The sequence below is a fragment of the Bradyrhizobium sp. USDA 326 genome, from assembly GCF_049739485.1.
GTDB lineage: Bacteria > Pseudomonadota > Alphaproteobacteria > Rhizobiales > Xanthobacteraceae > Bradyrhizobium.
The window spans coordinates 5,211,333-5,227,559 of the sequence record NZ_JBMGQA010000001.1 but is presented as its reverse complement, the minus strand read 5'-3'; the positions used below and the strand labels follow the sequence as shown (position 1 = coordinate 5,227,559).

The 16,227-nt window shown below is 65.4% G+C and carries 16 protein-coding genes; 9 read left to right on the top strand and 7 right to left on the bottom strand.

Annotated elements, in window-relative coordinates:
* Window positions 1–212: 212 nt before the first annotated feature.
* A complete protein-coding gene (locus tag ABIG06_RS24560) occupies window positions 213–437 on the bottom strand; it encodes an SRPBCC family protein (protein ID WP_370138909.1) in 225 nt (74 codons plus the stop codon).
* Window positions 438–656: 219 nt separating this feature from the next.
* Between ABIG06_RS24560 and ABIG06_RS24555 the strand changes: the two genes are divergently transcribed.
* From ABIG06_RS24555 to ABIG06_RS24530, 6 genes are all read left to right on the top strand, one after another.
* A complete protein-coding gene (locus tag ABIG06_RS24555; RefSeq protein ID WP_370138908.1) occupies window positions 657–1,652 on the top strand; it encodes a tripartite tricarboxylate transporter substrate binding protein in 996 nt (331 codons plus the stop codon).
* Between the two features lie 83 nt (window positions 1,653–1,735).
* On the top strand, window positions 1,736–2,209 hold the full coding sequence (locus ABIG06_RS24550) for a tripartite tricarboxylate transporter TctB family protein (protein ID WP_370138907.1): 474 nt from the start codon (window positions 1,736–1,738) through the stop codon (window positions 2,207–2,209).
* Between the two features lie 7 nt (window positions 2,210–2,216).
* A complete protein-coding gene (locus ABIG06_RS24545; RefSeq protein ID WP_370138906.1) occupies window positions 2,217–3,725 on the top strand; it encodes a tripartite tricarboxylate transporter permease in 1,509 nt (502 codons plus the stop codon).
* Between the two features lie 64 nt (window positions 3,726–3,789).
* Window positions 3,790–4,776, top strand: coding sequence for a methylmalonyl Co-A mutase-associated GTPase MeaB (meaB, locus tag ABIG06_RS24540; RefSeq protein ID WP_370138905.1), 987 nt, complete (start codon window positions 3,790–3,792; stop codon window positions 4,774–4,776).
* Window positions 4,773–5,435, top strand: coding sequence for a pyroglutamyl-peptidase I (locus tag ABIG06_RS24535; protein WP_370138904.1), 663 nt, complete (start codon window positions 4,773–4,775; stop codon window positions 5,433–5,435). The genes meaB and ABIG06_RS24535 overlap by 4 nt, the downstream gene beginning before the upstream one ends.
* Before the next feature lie 93 nt (window positions 5,436–5,528).
* Window positions 5,529–6,899, top strand: coding sequence for a TIGR03808 family TAT-translocated repetitive protein (locus ABIG06_RS24530; protein ID WP_370138903.1), 1,371 nt, complete (start codon window positions 5,529–5,531; stop codon window positions 6,897–6,899).
* On the opposite strand, the gene ABIG06_RS24525 is transcribed toward ABIG06_RS24530, so the two are convergent.
* The 4 genes from ABIG06_RS24525 to ABIG06_RS24510 form a co-directional block, all read right to left on the bottom strand.
* The gene (locus tag ABIG06_RS24525; RefSeq protein WP_370140898.1) at window positions 6,896–7,657 is read right to left on the bottom strand and encodes a TIGR03809 family protein; all 762 of its coding nucleotides are present in this window, start codon (window positions 7,655–7,657) and stop codon (window positions 6,896–6,898) included. The two genes, ABIG06_RS24530 and ABIG06_RS24525, sit on opposite strands and share 4 nt — an antisense overlap.
* Before the next feature lie 514 nt (window positions 7,658–8,171).
* Complete coding sequence (locus tag ABIG06_RS24520; RefSeq protein WP_370138902.1) at window positions 8,172–9,884, bottom strand: S8 family serine peptidase; 1,713 nt, start codon at window positions 9,882–9,884, stop codon at window positions 8,172–8,174.
* A gap of 16 nt (window positions 9,885–9,900) precedes the next feature.
* A complete protein-coding gene (locus ABIG06_RS24515; RefSeq protein ID WP_370138901.1) occupies window positions 9,901–10,596 on the bottom strand; it encodes a hypothetical protein in 696 nt (231 codons plus the stop codon).
* Window positions 10,593–11,162 carry a sigma-70 family RNA polymerase sigma factor gene (locus ABIG06_RS24510; RefSeq protein ID WP_370138900.1) on the bottom strand — a complete coding sequence of 190 codons (570 nt, stop codon included), beginning with the start codon at window positions 11,160–11,162 and terminating at the stop codon, window positions 10,593–10,595. The genes ABIG06_RS24515 and ABIG06_RS24510 overlap by 4 nt, the downstream gene beginning before the upstream one ends.
* 425 nt (window positions 11,163–11,587) lie before the next feature.
* Here ABIG06_RS24510 and ABIG06_RS24505 point away from each other — a divergent pair, with 425 nt between their 5' ends.
* A complete protein-coding gene (locus tag ABIG06_RS24505; protein WP_124160796.1) occupies window positions 11,588–12,745 on the top strand; it encodes a GGDEF domain-containing protein in 1,158 nt (385 codons plus the stop codon).
* Window positions 12,746–12,808: 63 nt separating this feature from the next.
* The gene (locus tag ABIG06_RS24500) at window positions 12,809–13,912 is read left to right on the top strand and encodes a DUF2336 domain-containing protein (RefSeq protein ID WP_370138899.1); all 1,104 of its coding nucleotides are present in this window, start codon (window positions 12,809–12,811) and stop codon (window positions 13,910–13,912) included.
* Window positions 13,913–14,023: 111 nt separating this feature from the next.
* On the opposite strand, the gene ABIG06_RS24495 is transcribed toward ABIG06_RS24500, so the two are convergent.
* Together ABIG06_RS24495 and ABIG06_RS24490 are read right to left on the bottom strand one after the other, a co-directional pair.
* Window positions 14,024–14,662 carry an NrsF family protein gene (locus ABIG06_RS24495; RefSeq protein ID WP_124160794.1) on the bottom strand — a complete coding sequence of 213 codons (639 nt, stop codon included), beginning with the start codon at window positions 14,660–14,662 and terminating at the stop codon, window positions 14,024–14,026.
* Between the two features lie 2 nt (window positions 14,663–14,664).
* Window positions 14,665–15,210, bottom strand: a complete 546-nt coding sequence (locus tag ABIG06_RS24490) for a sigma-70 family RNA polymerase sigma factor (RefSeq protein WP_199751542.1) — start codon at window positions 15,208–15,210, stop codon at window positions 14,665–14,667.
* Window positions 15,211–15,500: 290 nt separating this feature from the next.
* On the opposite strand from ABIG06_RS24490, the gene ABIG06_RS24485 reads away from it, so the two are divergent.
* Window positions 15,501–16,175, top strand: a complete 675-nt coding sequence (locus ABIG06_RS24485) for a hypothetical protein (RefSeq protein WP_124160793.1) — start codon at window positions 15,501–15,503, stop codon at window positions 16,173–16,175.
* The last annotated feature ends 52 nt before the right edge of the window (window positions 16,176–16,227 follow it).

The window sequence follows — 16,227 nt, the reverse complement described above, 5'->3', positions numbered from 1 at the left end:
CGAATCCGTCCAATCAGGAATCCAGCACGCGAACAAAGCCTGCCAGCGATCGGCGTCAGCAGGCTCCGTCTCGAGGTCCACCGACCATTCAATGAGGGTGCGATCGTCCGCGATGATCGGGCGCAGATGCATGGTGCCTTGGTAGCGCGCCGGCGTCGGGCTCCGGCCGCCGTCGTCTTGCGGATAGGGCAGCGGTTCGAGGCCGGCGTAACTCAGGGTGTGCTGCCGGTCCGAGTGATCACCAGGCGCTGACGGATCCAGTTTCCGAGATAGCAGAAGCGTCTGATGGCGCCGACTTCATCGCCGCGCTTGTCGTCTTCGATCACGCTCTCGCTCACCCCGTCGATATAGGCGGGATAGTTGTTGAAATCGCGGATCAGCGACCAGACTTCGTCCAGCGGGTGGTCCAGCACGGCGCTGTAATTGGCTTGGGTCATCGGTGGCTTCCCCTTGGTTTTCGCTACGCGCTGAGGTTGGCTGCTCGCGCGGGCAAAACCCACCCGGTTTCCGACTGCCCATCCGATGGCCATCCAACCTTCACGCACAACCCGGCAATCTCGTTGGTAGCGCTATCTTGCGGCGGCTCTGCAAAGCCGACTAGAATGCCGCCATTGACAAGAGCGCCTGGCATCACGGGCGCCGCTGGGAGGCATTCAATGTCCAAGATTTCGCGCCGCACCTTTGCGGCCTCGACCGCCGCAGTCGCTGCATCCGCCGCTTTCGGCTTGAAGCCCGCGTCTGCCGATGACGCCTATCCCACCCGGCCAATCCAGCTGATCTGCCCGTGGGGTGCCGGCGGAGGAACCGATGCCACTGCACGCATTGTCGGCGTGCTCCTTGAAAAGGAATTCGGTCAGCCGGTGAACGTGGTCAACCGCACCGGCGGCTCCGGCGTGGTCGGCCATTCCGCGATCTCGACCGCCGCACCAGACGGCTACACACTCGGCATCATCACCGTGGAAATTGCGATGATGCACTGGGCCGGCCTGACCCAGCTCACGCCCAAAGATTTCACGCCGTTGGCTCTGATGAATGAGGATCCTCCGGGGATCCAGGTCAAGGCGGATTCACAGTACAAGACGGTGAAGGATCTGGCCGACGCGATCAAGGCCTCCACGCCCGGCAAGTTCAAGGCCTCCGGCACCGGTCAAGGCGGCATCTGGCATCTCGCTCTGGTGGGCTGGCTGCAGGCCATGGGACTGCCGCCGAACCAGGTAGCATGGGTGCCCTCAAATGGCGCCGCGCCGGCGATGCAAGATCTTGCGGCAGGCGGCATCGACTTCACCACCTGCTCCATTCCGGAGGCGCGCGCGATGATCGACGCCGGCAAGGCACGCAGCCTTGCCATCATGGCGCCGAAGCGCGCAGCGACGTTCCCCGACGTGCCCACCCTCAAGGAAGCGATGGGCGTCGACTATACGACCGGGGCCTGGCGTGGCTTCGCCGGCCCGAAGGGCCTTCCTCAGCCGATCGCAACCAAGCTGACGGCTTCGCTGAAGAAGATATTCGAGTCCAAGGAATACAACGACTTCATGTCGTCGCGCGGCTTCGGCGTCGTATGGAACGATGCCGCCGGCTACGCCGCTTTCATGGACAAGGCGGACGCGCAGATGGGCGAAGCCATGAAGGCAGCCGGTATCGCAAAGACCTGAAGCGCGGCTGAAACACGCTACCGCCCAGACCTGGAGGCAGCGCCGTCCGCGGCGCGTCTCGCTTCGATCCCAGGGAGCCGCCATTGCGCGCCAATGATGCCATCGCCGGGCTTGTGCTGATCGTTCTCTCCATCGTGATGATTGCGCTGACCGCGAGCTTCCCCGACTTTCCCGGACAGAAGTACGGCCCATCGTTGTTTCCGCGCATGCTAGGCGCCGGATTGATCGTGTGCGGCGGGATCCTGATATGGAATGGATTGACGGCGCGGCGCAGGGGCGCTCCCTGGGTCGAGTTTGCGCCATGGGTCAGGGAGCCACGTCGTCTCGCCACATTCCTTCTCGTTCTCATTCTGTTGCTACTCTACATCTTCGCGGCCGAAACCGTTGGCTTCATTCCGCTTGCCCTGCTGTTTCTCGGGACCCTGTTCCTCTGGCTCGGCGTGCGGCCGTGGATCGCCGTGGTTACTGCGCTGGTCGGCACCTTCACGATCTATTGGTTCTTCGCCACGCTGCTTCGCGTGCCGCTGCCGCGCGGCTGGCTGAATTCGATTCTCTGAGGCTGACATGCACACCCTGCTCGACGCGAGCCGCCTGATCTTCGATCCCTACGTGCTCTGGGTCATCGCCGCATCAGCGGCGTTCGGCATGTTCGTCGGCGCGATGCCGGGTCTCACCGCCACGATGGCGACGGCGCTGCTCGTACCGGTGACGTTCTTCATGGACCCGGTGCCGGCGCTCGGCGCGATCGTCACGGCAACCGCCATGGCCATCTTCGCCGGCGACATTCCGGCGGCGCTGCTCCGCATTCCAGGTACGCCGGCGTCGGCCGCCTACACGGACGAAAGCTATGCGATGTCCCGGAACGGACAGCTCGATCTCAATCTCGGGGTCAATCTGGTCTTCTCCGTTCTGGGCGGTTTCGTCGGCGTCGCCATCCTGATCGTCTGCGCCCCGGCGCTGGCCGAGGTCGCGATCAATTTCTCCTCGTTCGAATATTTCTGGCTGGCCCTGCTCGGCCTGACCTGCGCCGTCTTCATGACCAGCGACGCGCCGCTGAAAGGAATAACCTCCCTGTTGTTCGGGCTCGCCGTCAATTGCATCGGCATCGATCCCGCAGCAGGCTATCCCCGCTTCACCTTCGGCAGCGTCGAACTTCTGCAAGGTATCAGCTTCATTCCCGCGATGATCGGCATGTTCGCACTGTCCGAACTGCTTCGCGGCATGGTCCACGCCGATGCGACGGGAGCCGTGATCGCGCAAAGGATTGGCAATATCTTCAGCGGCGTGTTCGGCGTCTTCAAGCGCTACTGGTTCAACTTCCTGCGCGGGTCGACCATCGGCGTCTTGATCGGCGCACTGCCCGGGGCCGGCGCCGACATCGCGGCCTGGATTTCCTTCGCAGTCTCGAAGCGATTTTCGAAGGAGCCGGAAAAGTTCGGTACCGGCCATATCGAAGGTATCGTCGATGCGACGTCGGCCAATAATTCTGCGCTCGGCGGGGCCTGGATCCCGGCGCTGGTTTTCGGCATTCCCGGCGATTCCATCACGGCGATCGTGATCGGCGTCCTCTACATGAAAGGGATGAATCCCGGACCGACCGTATTCCTGCAAAACCCGCAGTTCATCTACGCCGTGTTCATCATCTTCATTTTAGCCAACATCCTGATGCTGCCGCTGGGTTGGATCGCGATCAAGGGCGGCAAGCAGCTCTTGCGGGTGCCGCGCAACGTGCTTCTGCCGGTGATCCTGATGTTCTGCTTGGTCGGCTCCTACGCCATGACCAACTCGGTCTATGGCGTCATCATGATGGTAGTGATGGGCCTGATCGGCTGGCTGATGGAAGAGCACGGCTTCCCGATCGCGCCGGCAATCCTGGGGCTTGTGCTCGGGGAGATGCTGGAACAGAACTTCATGACCTCCATGATCAAGGCAGACGGGGCGTTCGTTATGTTCTTCGAGCGGCCGATCGCCGCAACGCTAGGGGTCGTGACGCTGCTGATCTGGGCCACCATGCTGTGGCGCGGGATCAAGGGAAAGCCTGCAACTCTGACCGAGGTCGCCCCGGCACCCTGATGGGGCAAGCGGAGCGCGGGCGCGAACCTCTCGCCTGCGTCGACCGGCCGTTGTACATCAAGGCATGATTCAGAAGGCCAATCTCGATATAAAGACGCTCGCCAAGGAGCTCCGCGCGGGCAGTCGCGCGGCGCTTGCCCGCGCCATCACGCTGGTCGAGAGCCGGCGCGGCGACCATCAGGCGCTGGCGCGCGAGCTGGTGCAGATGCTCCTGCCCGACACCGGCAAGGCGTTTCGCGTCGGCATCACCGGCTCGCCCGGCGTCGGCAAATCCACCACCATCGATGTGCTTGGGACGTACCTGATCGAGCAGAGCCACAAGGTCGCGGTGCTCGCGGTGGATCCGTCCTCGGCACGCAGCGGGGGCTCGATCCTCGGCGACAAGACGCGGATGGCGCGGCTGTCGGCCTCGAGCGAGGCCTTCATCCGCCCCTCGCCGTCCTCGGGCACGCTCGGCGGCGTCGCGGCGAAGACGCGCGAGGCGATGCTGCTGTGCGAGGCGGCCGGATTCGACGTCGTGCTGGTCGAGACCGTCGGCATCGGCCAGTCCGAAACCGCGGTCTGCGACATGACGGATTTCTTCCTGGCGCTGATGCTGCCGGGCGGCGGCGACGAACTGCAAGGCATCAAGAAGGGCCTGGTCGAGCTCGCCGACATGATCGCCATCAACAAGGCCGACGGCGACAATCTCAAGCGCGCCAACGTGACCGCCGCCGACTATCGCGGTGCGCTGCATATTCTCAGCCCCCGGTCCGAGCATTGGCATCCGCCCGTTATCACCTATTCGGCGCTGGCCGGCACCGGCATCGCCGAGCTCTGGCAGAAGGTTTTGGACCACCGCAAGGCGATGAATGCGTCCGGTGACTTCGCCGCACGGCGGCGCGAGCAGCAGGTGAAATGGATGTGGTCGATGCTGGAGCAGCGCATGCTGGCAAGATTGCGCAGCGAGGCTTCGGTGCGGACCAAGGTCCGGAAGATCGAGGCGGAAGTCGCCGACGGCCATCTCACCCCTGCGCTCGCCGCCGAGCAGATCCTGGAGTTGCTGCAATGAGCGACAAGCTCCGCATCCTCCTCACCGGCTTCGGGCCGTTTCCGGGCGCGCCCCATAATCCGACTCAGCCGCTGGTCGCGCGGCTGACGCGACTGCGCCGCCCGGCGCTCGACAATGTCGCAATCGCGAGCCACATCTTTCCGGTCACCTACGCCGCGGTCGACCGGCAATTGCCTGAGGTGCTCGCCGCGCAGAAGCCCGATGCGCTCTTGATGTTCGGCCTCGCGGCGCGCACGCCCTATTTGCGCGTCGAGACCCGCGCCCGCAACGCCGTCACCATGCTGTGGCCGGATGCCGCCAACACCCGCTCGAGCAAGCGCGGCATCGCCGGCCATGCCGATGCGATGACGTTCGGCCCGCACACCGCAAGGCTGCTGCGCGCCGCGCGCCTCACCGGCATCGATGCGCGTCCCTCGCGCGATGCCGGCGCTTATCTCTGCAATTACCTGAGCTGGCGCGCGATCGAGAACGTGAAGGCCGGCGGTCCGCGGCTTGCGGCGTTCATCCACATCCCCCTGCTGGCACGCAACGGCGCTGCGCGGCCCAAGGGCGCAGCCCGGATCACATTGGAGGAACTGGTGGATGCGGGGGAAGCCATGCTGATGGAAATGGTGCAATTGGCGCGCAAGCGGCCCTTGGCAGGACCTCCGCGGGGATAAACATTTAACCCTACCGCGAACAATCCTCACCGGTCCCTCCGCCCTGCGCTACGTAATCCCGCGCGGACCCCCGCGTCCGCCCGAGGACGCGCCATGGACCTCAATCGCCGCTATCTCATCGGAGCCTCGACCGCGGGCATTGCCGGCGCGCTCGCCATGCCGGCTGACGCTGCGCGCGCGGCACCGCTGACGTCCCTGCTCGGGCGCGATGCCACACAATATGGCGTGCGACCCGGAAGCAGCGAGGATCAGGCGCGCGCGCTGCAGCGCGCGATCGACGAAGCCGCGCGGGCGCAAATGCCGCTGGCGCTGCCGCCGGGCGTCTACCGGACCGGACTGTTGCGGCTGCCGAATGGCGCGCAGCTGATCGGCGTGCGCGGTGCGACCAGGCTGGTTTTCACGGGCGGAGCCTCGATGATCCAGAGCGACGGCTCCGATGCGATCGGCCTCACCGGCATCACCTTCGACGGCGGCAACATTCCGCTGCCGACCCGGCGGGGGCTGATTCATGTGCTCGGCGGTCGGGACATTCGAGTCGCCGATTCTGCGGTTACCGGATCCGGGGGCAGCGGCATCTGGCTCGAGCAGGTCGCGGGCGACGTCTCCGCCAACATCTTCACCAACATCGCGTCGACTGCGGTGGTCTCGTTCGACGCCAGGGGCCTCAGCGTTTCCCGCAACACCATCATCGGCACCAACGACAATGGCATCGAGATCCTGCGCACCGCGATCGGCGACGACGGCACGCTGGTCGCCGACAACCGCATCGAGGACATCAAGGCCGGACCCGGCGGCTCGGGCCAGTACGGCAATGCCATCAACGCGTTTCGCGCCGGCAACGTGATCGTGCGCGGCAACCGCATCAGGAACTGCGACTACTCGGCGGTGCGCGGCAACTCGGCCTCGAACATTCACATCACCGGCAACAGCGTCAGCGACGTGCGCGAGGTCGCGCTCTACTCAGAGTTCGCGTTCGAGGCGGCCGTGATCGCCAACAACACCGTCGACGGCGCCGCCGTCGGCGTCTCCGTCTGCAATTTCAACGAAGGCGGCCGTATCGCCGTGGTCCAGGGCAACATCATCCGCAACCTGATCCCGAAACGGCCGATCGGCACCGCGCCGGACGACGATGCCGGCGTCGGCATCTACATCGAGGCTGACACATCGGTCACCGGCAACGTGATCGAGAATGCGCCGTCCTACGGCATCGTCGCCGGCTGGGGCAAATATCTGCGCGACGTCGCGATCACGGGCAACGTGATCCGAAAAGCGCTTGCCGGCGTCGGCGTCTCGGTCGTGCCGGGCGCCGGCACCGCGCTCGTCAACAACAACATGATCTCCGAGACCCCGCGCGGCGCCGTGGTCGGCCTCGACCACGCCCGCGCCGTGACCTCGGATCTGTCGGCCGACGGGGCGCAACGCTTCGCGCAGGTAATGGTCGGCGGCAACGCAGTGCGACGTTAGAACGCGTTCCGCAGCAGCGGGTACTTTGCTTCCAGACCGTCGAGGCTGAAGGTGAATTCGACGACGCGCTCGGGCGCTGCGACGATCTCCTCGGCCGGCGGGGCGAACTGCGGCAGAAGCGCCGCCATCGCTGCAGGCGCGGTCTTCGGCGGCTTCGCGGCGGGCGTCGCGAGCGGCGATCTCACTTCGGGCGCCGAGAACGGTGCCATGGCGGCAGGTGCAAGCGGTGACCGCACGATGGGTGCGGTGAGCGGAGCCCTCGCAGCTGGAGCTCTCAGCGGCGGCATCTCGGCAGGCGCAGTAAAAGATGGCATCTTGGGCGGCGCCGACACATCGGGCGCCGTGAGCGGCGCCAGCGCCGACGGCACGGAGGGCGGCGCAATCGCGGCTTCGGTGATCTCCGCGAGCACATCCCTCTTCGGATCGAGCCTGACCGGCACGGCGGTCTCGGGGGCGATATGCACGGCCTTGGGCTGTACGGTCTGCGCCTGCTGCTCGCGCGGAAACACGCGCGGCATCGTCGCCGGCGACCAGCCGAACGCGGGCGTCACGCTCGCGGCCGCCTCGGCGACGTCCCCGCCGGTCGCGAGCGCGCGCCAGGTCTGGACTGCGAGCTTGGCTTCCTGGATGTTTTCGAGGAATGCGATCTCGGAGTGATAACGGCGCCAGCGGCCGGTCTCGAACATCTCGGAGAGATGTTGCAGTCGCTGCTCGGCAAGGGCGCACCAGCGCGCTGCGATGTCGCGGCCGACGGCCACGGCATGAATTGACTGTTGGCGATGTGTCATGAACCAGCCCGTCAGGAGAAAACACGGACGCGGGGGGACGCAACGCACACGAATCAATTTAGACGCGACATGAATATTTTGTGGAAAAGTTTCGACTTGTCCAGCAACGACACAACGCTCTTCGTCAAATACCGTAGTCGTGCGGAGATTTGTCGTGTTTTCGAGTCAAGCTTCGCACAAGCATAGCGGGCTTGCGGCGTGTTGCCCGAGCCGTGGCGATCGCTGCGGACGCGGCCTTTCAACCGAAAGCTGAACGCACACGACGCTTCAAAGAATCGGCCCCCAAAAGAAAAGACCCGTCCGGGGGGACAACCGGACGGGTCAAGCCATATGGGCGCTTGGGGTGGATGGGCGCTCGCGCCTGATATGACTGATGGGGAGGGATGACCGCTCCCACATCAGTTGGTCGTGGCAGCTGGCTGAACGTTCAATGCGAGGGTTCGCTTTTTTGACCTTCGGCCCGCGCGCATCTTTGTCGCGGCGGCTATCGCGCAGCCGGTCTATCTGCCTGAGAAACCGCGGATTTATCGTCTCCGCTGGACAGCGATGGTTGCTCGATCGCACGGCTGCCGGGCTCGCCCTGACGCTTCTCCGCATCTTCACGTTTTGTTGTACCGGACGCAGCCGCAACCGGCGAGGCGCTGTCGGCGGAAACGGCCATGACGGCGGCAAAGGCGTCGGTCTGCCCGTCTCCGAAAAGGTCGTCACGTCCGGGTGAGCCGAGGTCGCGCGCGGTCCTTGCCAGCGTCATGCGTAGCGCCTCCGGCTTCAAGGCGTGATTGCGCTCTAGGAGCAGCGCCGCCACGCCGGAGACATAAGCGGCCGAGAACGAGGTTCCCGAGGTCATCTGGTATTTACCGGCGGGTGCCGGCAGGAAGATGTCGACGCCGGGGGCTGCGACCGCGATGTAGTTGCCGCGGTTCGAGGCGGAGAACAGCCTGTCCTGCTGATCCGTCGCGCTGACCGCGATCACATTGGGATTGGCAGCCGGATAGAGCGGCGGCGATTTCGCGCCGGCATTGCCGGCGGCCGCGATCAGCACGAGGCCGCGTGCGGCCGTCGCCGCGATCGCGCGCTCGATGATCGCGTCCTTCGGGCCGGCAAAGCTCATATTGACGATCTGCGCGCCGTGCTCGGCGGCGTAGTTCAGTGAGCGCAGGATGATGTAGGAGGAGCTCTCGGCACCGCCATTGGCGCCACCGAAGGCCCGGATGGCGATGATGCGCGCCTCGGGCGCGCTGCCCATCAGCCGGGCATGCGCCACGATGGCGCCGGCGATGCCGGTGCCGTGGACGTGCGGCCCCTCGGGACTGCCGAGCGCGTCGAAATTGTCGGCGACGGAATTGGCGAGTTCGGGATGCTTGGCATCGATGCCGGAGTCGATCACGGCAACCGTGACATTGGCTCCGTGCGCCAGCGCATGCGCCTGCGGCAGGCGGAGTTTTGCCAGCGCATATTGCGCGGGATCGCCCTCGACCGGCACGGACGATTTCTGGTCCTGGAGCACGTAGCGGAAGTTCGGCTGGACCGAGCGCACGCTGCCGTCGGCCGCGAACTCACGCCGCACCGTCTCGGCAGGTCGGCCGTCGGTGATGCGGAACAGGCCGAACGTCGCCCCGATCAGCGGAAAATTCTCGGAGGCGACGCGCGCGAGGCCGTGGCGACGCGCAAGCTCGTCGGCCTCCGTCACCGACAGAGCGCCGTCGATCTCGGCGACGAATTCGCCTGCGAAGCTGCGCTGGTTCACCGCGACCGGCGTGTTGTTGCCGCGCCCCTTGCGGGCGCTCTTCTTGTTGCCCGATTTTCCACTGCCCTCGCCGCCCGCGTTCGGCTGTGCCAGGCATTCGCCGTCGGCAGCCCGGTAGGGCGCCGAGCAGGCCGGGTAGAGGTTGGGGGAGTAGCGCGCATAAGGCAGCACCGGCATCGGTCCCACCCGCGCCGAAGGAATCCGGGCGGTCGTGATCGGACGCGGAGCGCGATCGACCGACACCGCCCTGGCGGATAGGGTCGGGCTGACCCGCGGGGCAATGCTCGGAGAGATGGTCGGCGTGCGCGAGGGAACGCTGATCGTCGGCGTTCGCATGATCGCCTGCGCCTGCGCAACCTCGACGCCGAGACAGGAGGCGACCAGAAGGGCGGCCCCGACCGATGAAGCGTAGGCCCCGGCACGCACCCAGCTCTCGGACTTGCCCGTCATCGGCTCAGCGGCGCGCCTAGGGCACCGCGACGGCGAGGTTGACGAACTTCTCGCGCTGCATTCTGCCGAGCAGCGAGGCGAGCTCGTCCTGGCTCATCGCCTTGTCGAACTGGAGGCGGAACATGCCGCCCTTGGCGTCGCCGATGATCGAAGCCTGGTAGCTGTCGAGCAGCGCGGTGATGTCGGCGACGCGTGCCTCGGGCGTGAATCGCACCAGCGCGCGCGCCGGCGCAGCCGTGCTGCCGAGCTCGCGCGTGATCGGCGCGCTGGTCGAGAGCGAAGCCGTCTGGAAGGTCGCCGGCTGGTTCTTCATCAGCACGGCACCGATGATTCCGGCTTGCAGCACGAGTGCGATGGCGCCGAGGCTCGCCGACCATGCCAGCGTGCGCGGCGACAGGTTCGCGAAGAAGGTCGAGATGCGCGCCGACAGCGGCAGCGAGCCGCTCGCCCGCGCCGGCTCAGCGTCGATCGCGGCGAACAGCTTCTGCATCGCGCGCGCCGACGGAGCACCCAGGCTCTCGTTCAGATGGATGGTCTCTGCGTACTCGCCGCGGACCGCGGCATATTGCCTGGCAAGCTCGGGATCGCGCGCCAGGGCTTCCTCGACGCGGCGCGCATCGCGCGCGCTCAGCGTGCCGGCGGCGTGCCAGGGCAGCAGCAGTTCAATTTCACTGGGCTCTTGCTCCAGCATCTTCTTGCTCAATGCCATCATGGCCAGCCTCGCTCAACGCCGGCTGCCTTCAGCAGTTCGGCCAGTTTCTTGCGCGCATAGAACAAGCGCGTCTTCACAGTGTTCTCCGGAATTCCGACGATTTCGGCCACCTCTTCCACGGACTTCTCGTGGTAGTAGACGAGATCGACGATTTCCCGGTGTTCCGGCGAGAGGCCCGTCAGACACTCCCGCAATGCCTCACTGGTATCATTCTTCTGCGCCACCGTTTCCGGATCATCGGACGTGTCCTCGATCGCGTTGGCGGCTTCTTCGTCCAACTCAAAATCCTTCCTGCGCCGAAGCGCAGACAGGGCCTTGAATCGGGTGATTGCCAGCAGCCAGGTGGAAACGGCGGATCGGCCTTCGAACTTGCCGGCTTGACGCCAGACGTCGAGAAACACCTCGCTGATGAGGTCTTCCGCCGCCTGCTCGTCGCGCACGAGCCGCAGTCCGAACCTGTAGACCCTGACATGGTGCCGCCCGTACAGCACCTGCATGGCGAGCCGGTCACCTTGGGCGATCCTGGCGATCAGAACCTCGTCGGAAGCCGCCTGTGTCGCGCTCAATGGCCGTCTCGCAAAGTTGGTCGGGTCGATGCGGCGGGCGGTTCGACGGGGGGTGCAAAATTGTTCAGATTACCGCAATCATGCGGGGGCCAGTGTGAGCTACCCCACACAGGCCCATTTTTATGGTCCCATCCGCGGCGATCAGCGGCGTCAATCCAAATCGGTAACATAATACTGAGACACTTTCCCTGCGGAAGGCACAGGCGCCGGCCTGGTTCGGTTCCATAGCAGCCCTGTCCAGGTTTGTCGCACCAAGCCCTGTTTTGGCTCGATCGCGTCGCACACGATGCATGATCGCCGGCAAGAATCGCACGATCGCTGATCATCTTGTTCCGTGCTGCACGGTTCGGATTCGGCTCCAAGGATACCAAACCTAAAGGCTTGCCACGTAGATTTTTGCGCTGACATCCACCATTGGCGGGACCATGAGCACGGCCGCGACGTCCTTTCCCGAGAGGAATGCCGCAGAGGTCGCGGAGCTCGTCCTCGCGCCCGAGACGGCCGCTTCAGAAGTCAGGGCACGCCGAACCCGGCAGCGCCGCCAGATGTATGTCGGCCAGGTCGCGAGCTACTCGCTGGGAGCCTCGGTCCTGCTGCTCTACGCTTATGACGGCACGATCTCCATGGGAGTTCCGTCGCTGTTCTGGGTCGGCGGCCTCCTGATCATCGGGACGTTCACGGTGCTGTCCGAAGCCGGTTTCGGCGACCGGTTCGAGGATCATTACCTCACCGTCTATCAGATCTCGGCCCACATGGCGCTGCAGCTGGTGTTCCTGCTCGCGGTGCCCACGGTCGGGGTCGCGTTTCTCGCAGTGTTGTTCCTGATCTTCGCCTTCGGCACGCTGCGTATGACGTCGAGCCAGGCGATGCTCACCTGGGGCCTTGCCACCTGCGGGCTCGCCACGGTTTTCCTGGGCTCGGATCTGCCGATCGGACTGCCGGTCACGACCCGGCTGCAGCGAGCCGCCTCGATGCTCTGCTTCGTGCTGGTGATCGGCCAGTGCGCCTTCCTCGGCCTGTTCGGCGCCACCTTGCGCAAGATCCTGTACCGGCGCAGCATCGAACTGAAGGCCGCGTATCGGCGTATCGAGGAACTGGCCGAGCTCGACGAACTCACCGGCGCCTATAACCGCGGCTGCATCATGCGGCTTCTAGATGCCGAGATCGAGAAGTCGCGTCAGGCATCCACGCCTTGCGCGATCGCGCTGATCGATATCGACTGGTTCAAGCGCATCAACGACGCCCACGGCCATCCCATCGGCGACGAGGTGCTGCGGACCTTCGCGATCACTATTTTCGCCAACCTCCGCCCGGCCGACAGTTTCGGCCGCTACGGCGGTGAGGAATTCCTGCTGCTGCTGCCGGACACGTCGGGCGACGTCGCGCACCGTATGCTCGAGCGCTTGCGCGGCATCGTTGCCGATCTCGACTGGAGTGCATTCTCTCCGGGCATGCGGGTGACCATTTCCGCGGGCGTCGCGACGCTGCGCGACATTGATACTGCAGACACCTTTCTCGCGCGTGCCGATCGCGCGCTTTATTCCGCCAAGGCGCAAGGGCGCAATTCTATTGTAACGAGCTGACCAATCCATTTTCTCCCGCTGCGACAGAAGCCGTAGCCGGGCCGAACGCTCCAGGACAGGGCAATGAGATCCAAATCCGCAAGACCATCCGAAAACCTGCTCGAGGAATTGCAGGCCGCCCTCTCGCACGGCACCGTTGCGCGCCGGGTCGAGACGCTGCGCCGTGTCACCGATCTCTTCGCGGGCAACGCAATGGACTATTCCGACGACCACATCCGCGTGTTCGACGACGTGTTCCAGTGCCTGATCGGGCAGATCGAGACGTCAGCCAGGGCGCTGCTCGCCGAACGCCTCGCACCGATCGCGGCTGCGCCGCCGAAAATCATCCGCACGCTCGCACTCGACGAGGCCATCGAGGTCTCCGGCCCGGTGCTGTCGAAATCGGAACGGCTGGACGAGGCGACGCTGATCGAGATCGCGCACACCAGGGGCCAGGCGCATCTCAAGGCGATCTCGCTACGGCGGATACTGTCGGAAGCGCTGACCGACGTGCTGGTGATGCGGGGCAATGAGGACGTGGTGCAATCGACCGTCAGCAATCCGGGCGCGCGGCTTTCCGAGGGAAGTCTTACCGAGCTCGTCATCCGCGCCGAACGCGACGACGACCTCGCCAGCTGCATCGGCCTGCGGTCCGACCTGCCGCGCCATCACTATTTGAGGCTGGTCGCCAAGGCATCCTTGAGCGTGCGCAGGAAGCTTGCGGCCGCGCATCCCGAGCTTGCGGACGAAGTGTCGAGCGTAGTCCAGCAAGCGGCCCAACGGGCTCGCGCTGCCGCCATGACGAAGCAGACCGAGATGGCCCGCGCGCTGGTGAAATCGCTGCACGACGACGGCCGCCTCAACGAGCTCCAGGTCACCACCTTCGCCGAGCAGGGCAAGTTCGACGAAACCAATGCGGGGCTGGCTGCACTCGCGAGCGTCGCGGTCGAGACCGCCGAAACCATGATGATCGAGAGCCGCACCGAGGGCGTGATGATCCTCGCCAAGGTCGCCGGCATGCAATGGTCGAGCGTGCGGGCCATCATCGCCATGCGCGAGAAGCTATCCGGCGGGTCGCAGACCGACATTCTGACGCTGCGCGACACCTATGAGGCGCTGCGTCCATCGACTGCGCAGCAGGTGCTGCGCTTCCACCGCATGCAGCTGGGCGCGACGCCGGCGGCGTGAAGCCGGCACGCTAAAATGCGATGAGACCAGGATGAATCGTCATCGCGCTTCAGGTTGTCGTTTGAGCATGATCTTTTCGGAAAACCGCTGCACACTTTTCCGGATCATTCTCTAATAGCGCAGGACCTTCGATCCCACCAGCGCGCCGATCGCAGTCACCAGCGCGGTCGCGAGCGTGTACCAGGTCGCGACGAACAGGGGCGAGTCGTCGGTGCAGTGCGAGGCATAGAGGGTCGCGGCGAGGCCCGCCGACACCAGCCCGGCGAGCGCGCCGGCGAGCGCGGGGCTTGACGGCGCGCCGTGGCGCAGGCCGAACAGCGCCCCCGCAAGCAGCGGCAGCGACATCGCAGGGATCGCGACCAGGCACACCCTGGAGTTCCTGCCCATCAAGCGCATCGTCATCGGCATGGCCGGGGCCATCATCGCCTCGCTGCCGATCGCAACCGCCAGCAGCCCGACCGGCAGCAGCAGCAGCCAGGCCCAGCCGCGCAGCAGGGCTTCGGGACGCGACAAATGCAGGCTGATGATGATCGCGGGAATTGCGAGCGACAGCGTCACCGCGAACTTCATGTCGAAGAACGGGTTGTGCATCGCGCTCATCACGTCGGCGCGCACGCCGAGGAATGTCGCAAAAAACAGGATCGAAAACGGCGCGGCCACCAGCAGCGCCATGGTCAGCACGGCGCCGACGCGTGGAGCGCGGTTCGCGTTGTCGGCTGCGAGCGAGCGAATGAGTTGATCGGTGTCCATGACTAATGGTCCCGCAGTTTGGCCGTCAGCGCGGCAAGTCCGCGATGCAGCGCGACCCGCACCGCACCCTCGCTCATCGATAACTTTGCCGCCGTATCCTTGATCGAGGCCGCCTCGACCGCGATCGATTGCAGCACGTCGCGCTGACGCTGCGGCAGCGTGCCCAGTTGGGCGGCGACCTCGCCGGCTGACGCGGTCTCCTGCGGCACCTCGCCCGGCAGCGCCTCGGCGAAGTCGTCGATGTTGACGAACACGCGCTTGCCGCGCCGGCGGAGCGTGTCGATCAGCTTGTTGCGGCCGATCGCAAACAGCCAGGGCGCGAAGGGGGCTTCGCTGTCCCAGGTGTGCCGCTTCAGATGCACCGCCAACAGAATCTCCTGCACGATATCCTCGGCCTGGTCGGGAGGCTGACCTGCCCGCGCCAACCCGCGCCTCGCGGCAGCGCGCAGCACCGGCGTGATTGCCTTCAACAAGCGATGATACGCTGCGTCATCGCCAGCCATGGCCGACCGCATCAGGCCGGTCCATTCGTCCTCACGTCCGCGCACGCGCGCCCTCACCAAGCAATTCGGCCGCTCTTTCAATTTGTTACGGGGCGTCGAATAGATCACGAATTCGTGATCTAGCCGGGGCCTCGCGACCGATGCGGCCATTAACATCTCTGGGGCGGCTCATAACACCGATCGGCGCGTTCCGCATCGTGCGCCCGGCCGCGAGGGGCGGTTTGCCCCGTTTTTGCCGGGTCTAACCCGAAGATTCCCATTTTCTGCCCCGCTGTCGTCACGCCCCAGGGTCTCTGTTCGTTGCCGGGACGGGCGGAATTGGGGAGATCGTCAACATGATGAAAGCCAGCGCACGCGCGGCCCTGATTGTCTCGGCCGGGCTTTTCCTGCTGTTCGGGGGCTTTGCACAGGCGGAGCCGAGTTCGGCCGCAGGCAATAAATCGGACAGCGCGGAGAAGCAGGCCGACACGGCCAAGCACCGGCGCCATGACTCGCGCCGCACCGGCAGCAGCAAGACGGCGCAGAAATCCGACGACAAGTCCGCCGGGAAGGGCGCCGCGACAAGGACGGACGAGGCCAGGAACGAGAACAGGAACGACAACAAGACAGGCAGTGAGGTTCCGACGTCGAGCCAGATGCCGCCGGAGGTCGCCAATGCCAACGCGCAGCTCGCCACCGATACGCCAACTGCGGCTGCCGCCTCCGCGATGACGAACCGCGCCAACGATAATGTTCACGCTGCAGCCGACAATACCAACGTCGCGCCCCCCGAAAGCCAGGTCGTCGCGCCCGATCAGCTCAACGATATCGATCGCGCCGTGCAACAGGAGAGCCCGCCGGCGCAGAAGGCGGTGATTGCCGCAACCGAGGCGCAGCCGCGGCCCGCGCCGGTGATGGCAAGCAGCCAGCAGAGCTCGGCCTGGGACCAGAGCTCGCTGATCGGCAAGATCTTCATCGGCGTCGGCACGCTGCTGACGCTGGCGTCCGCCGCCCGGATGTTCATGGCGTGATTGCCGGCCGATTTCCGGCCTGGGTAACCGGCTGATGGACCCCGTCCGGAAC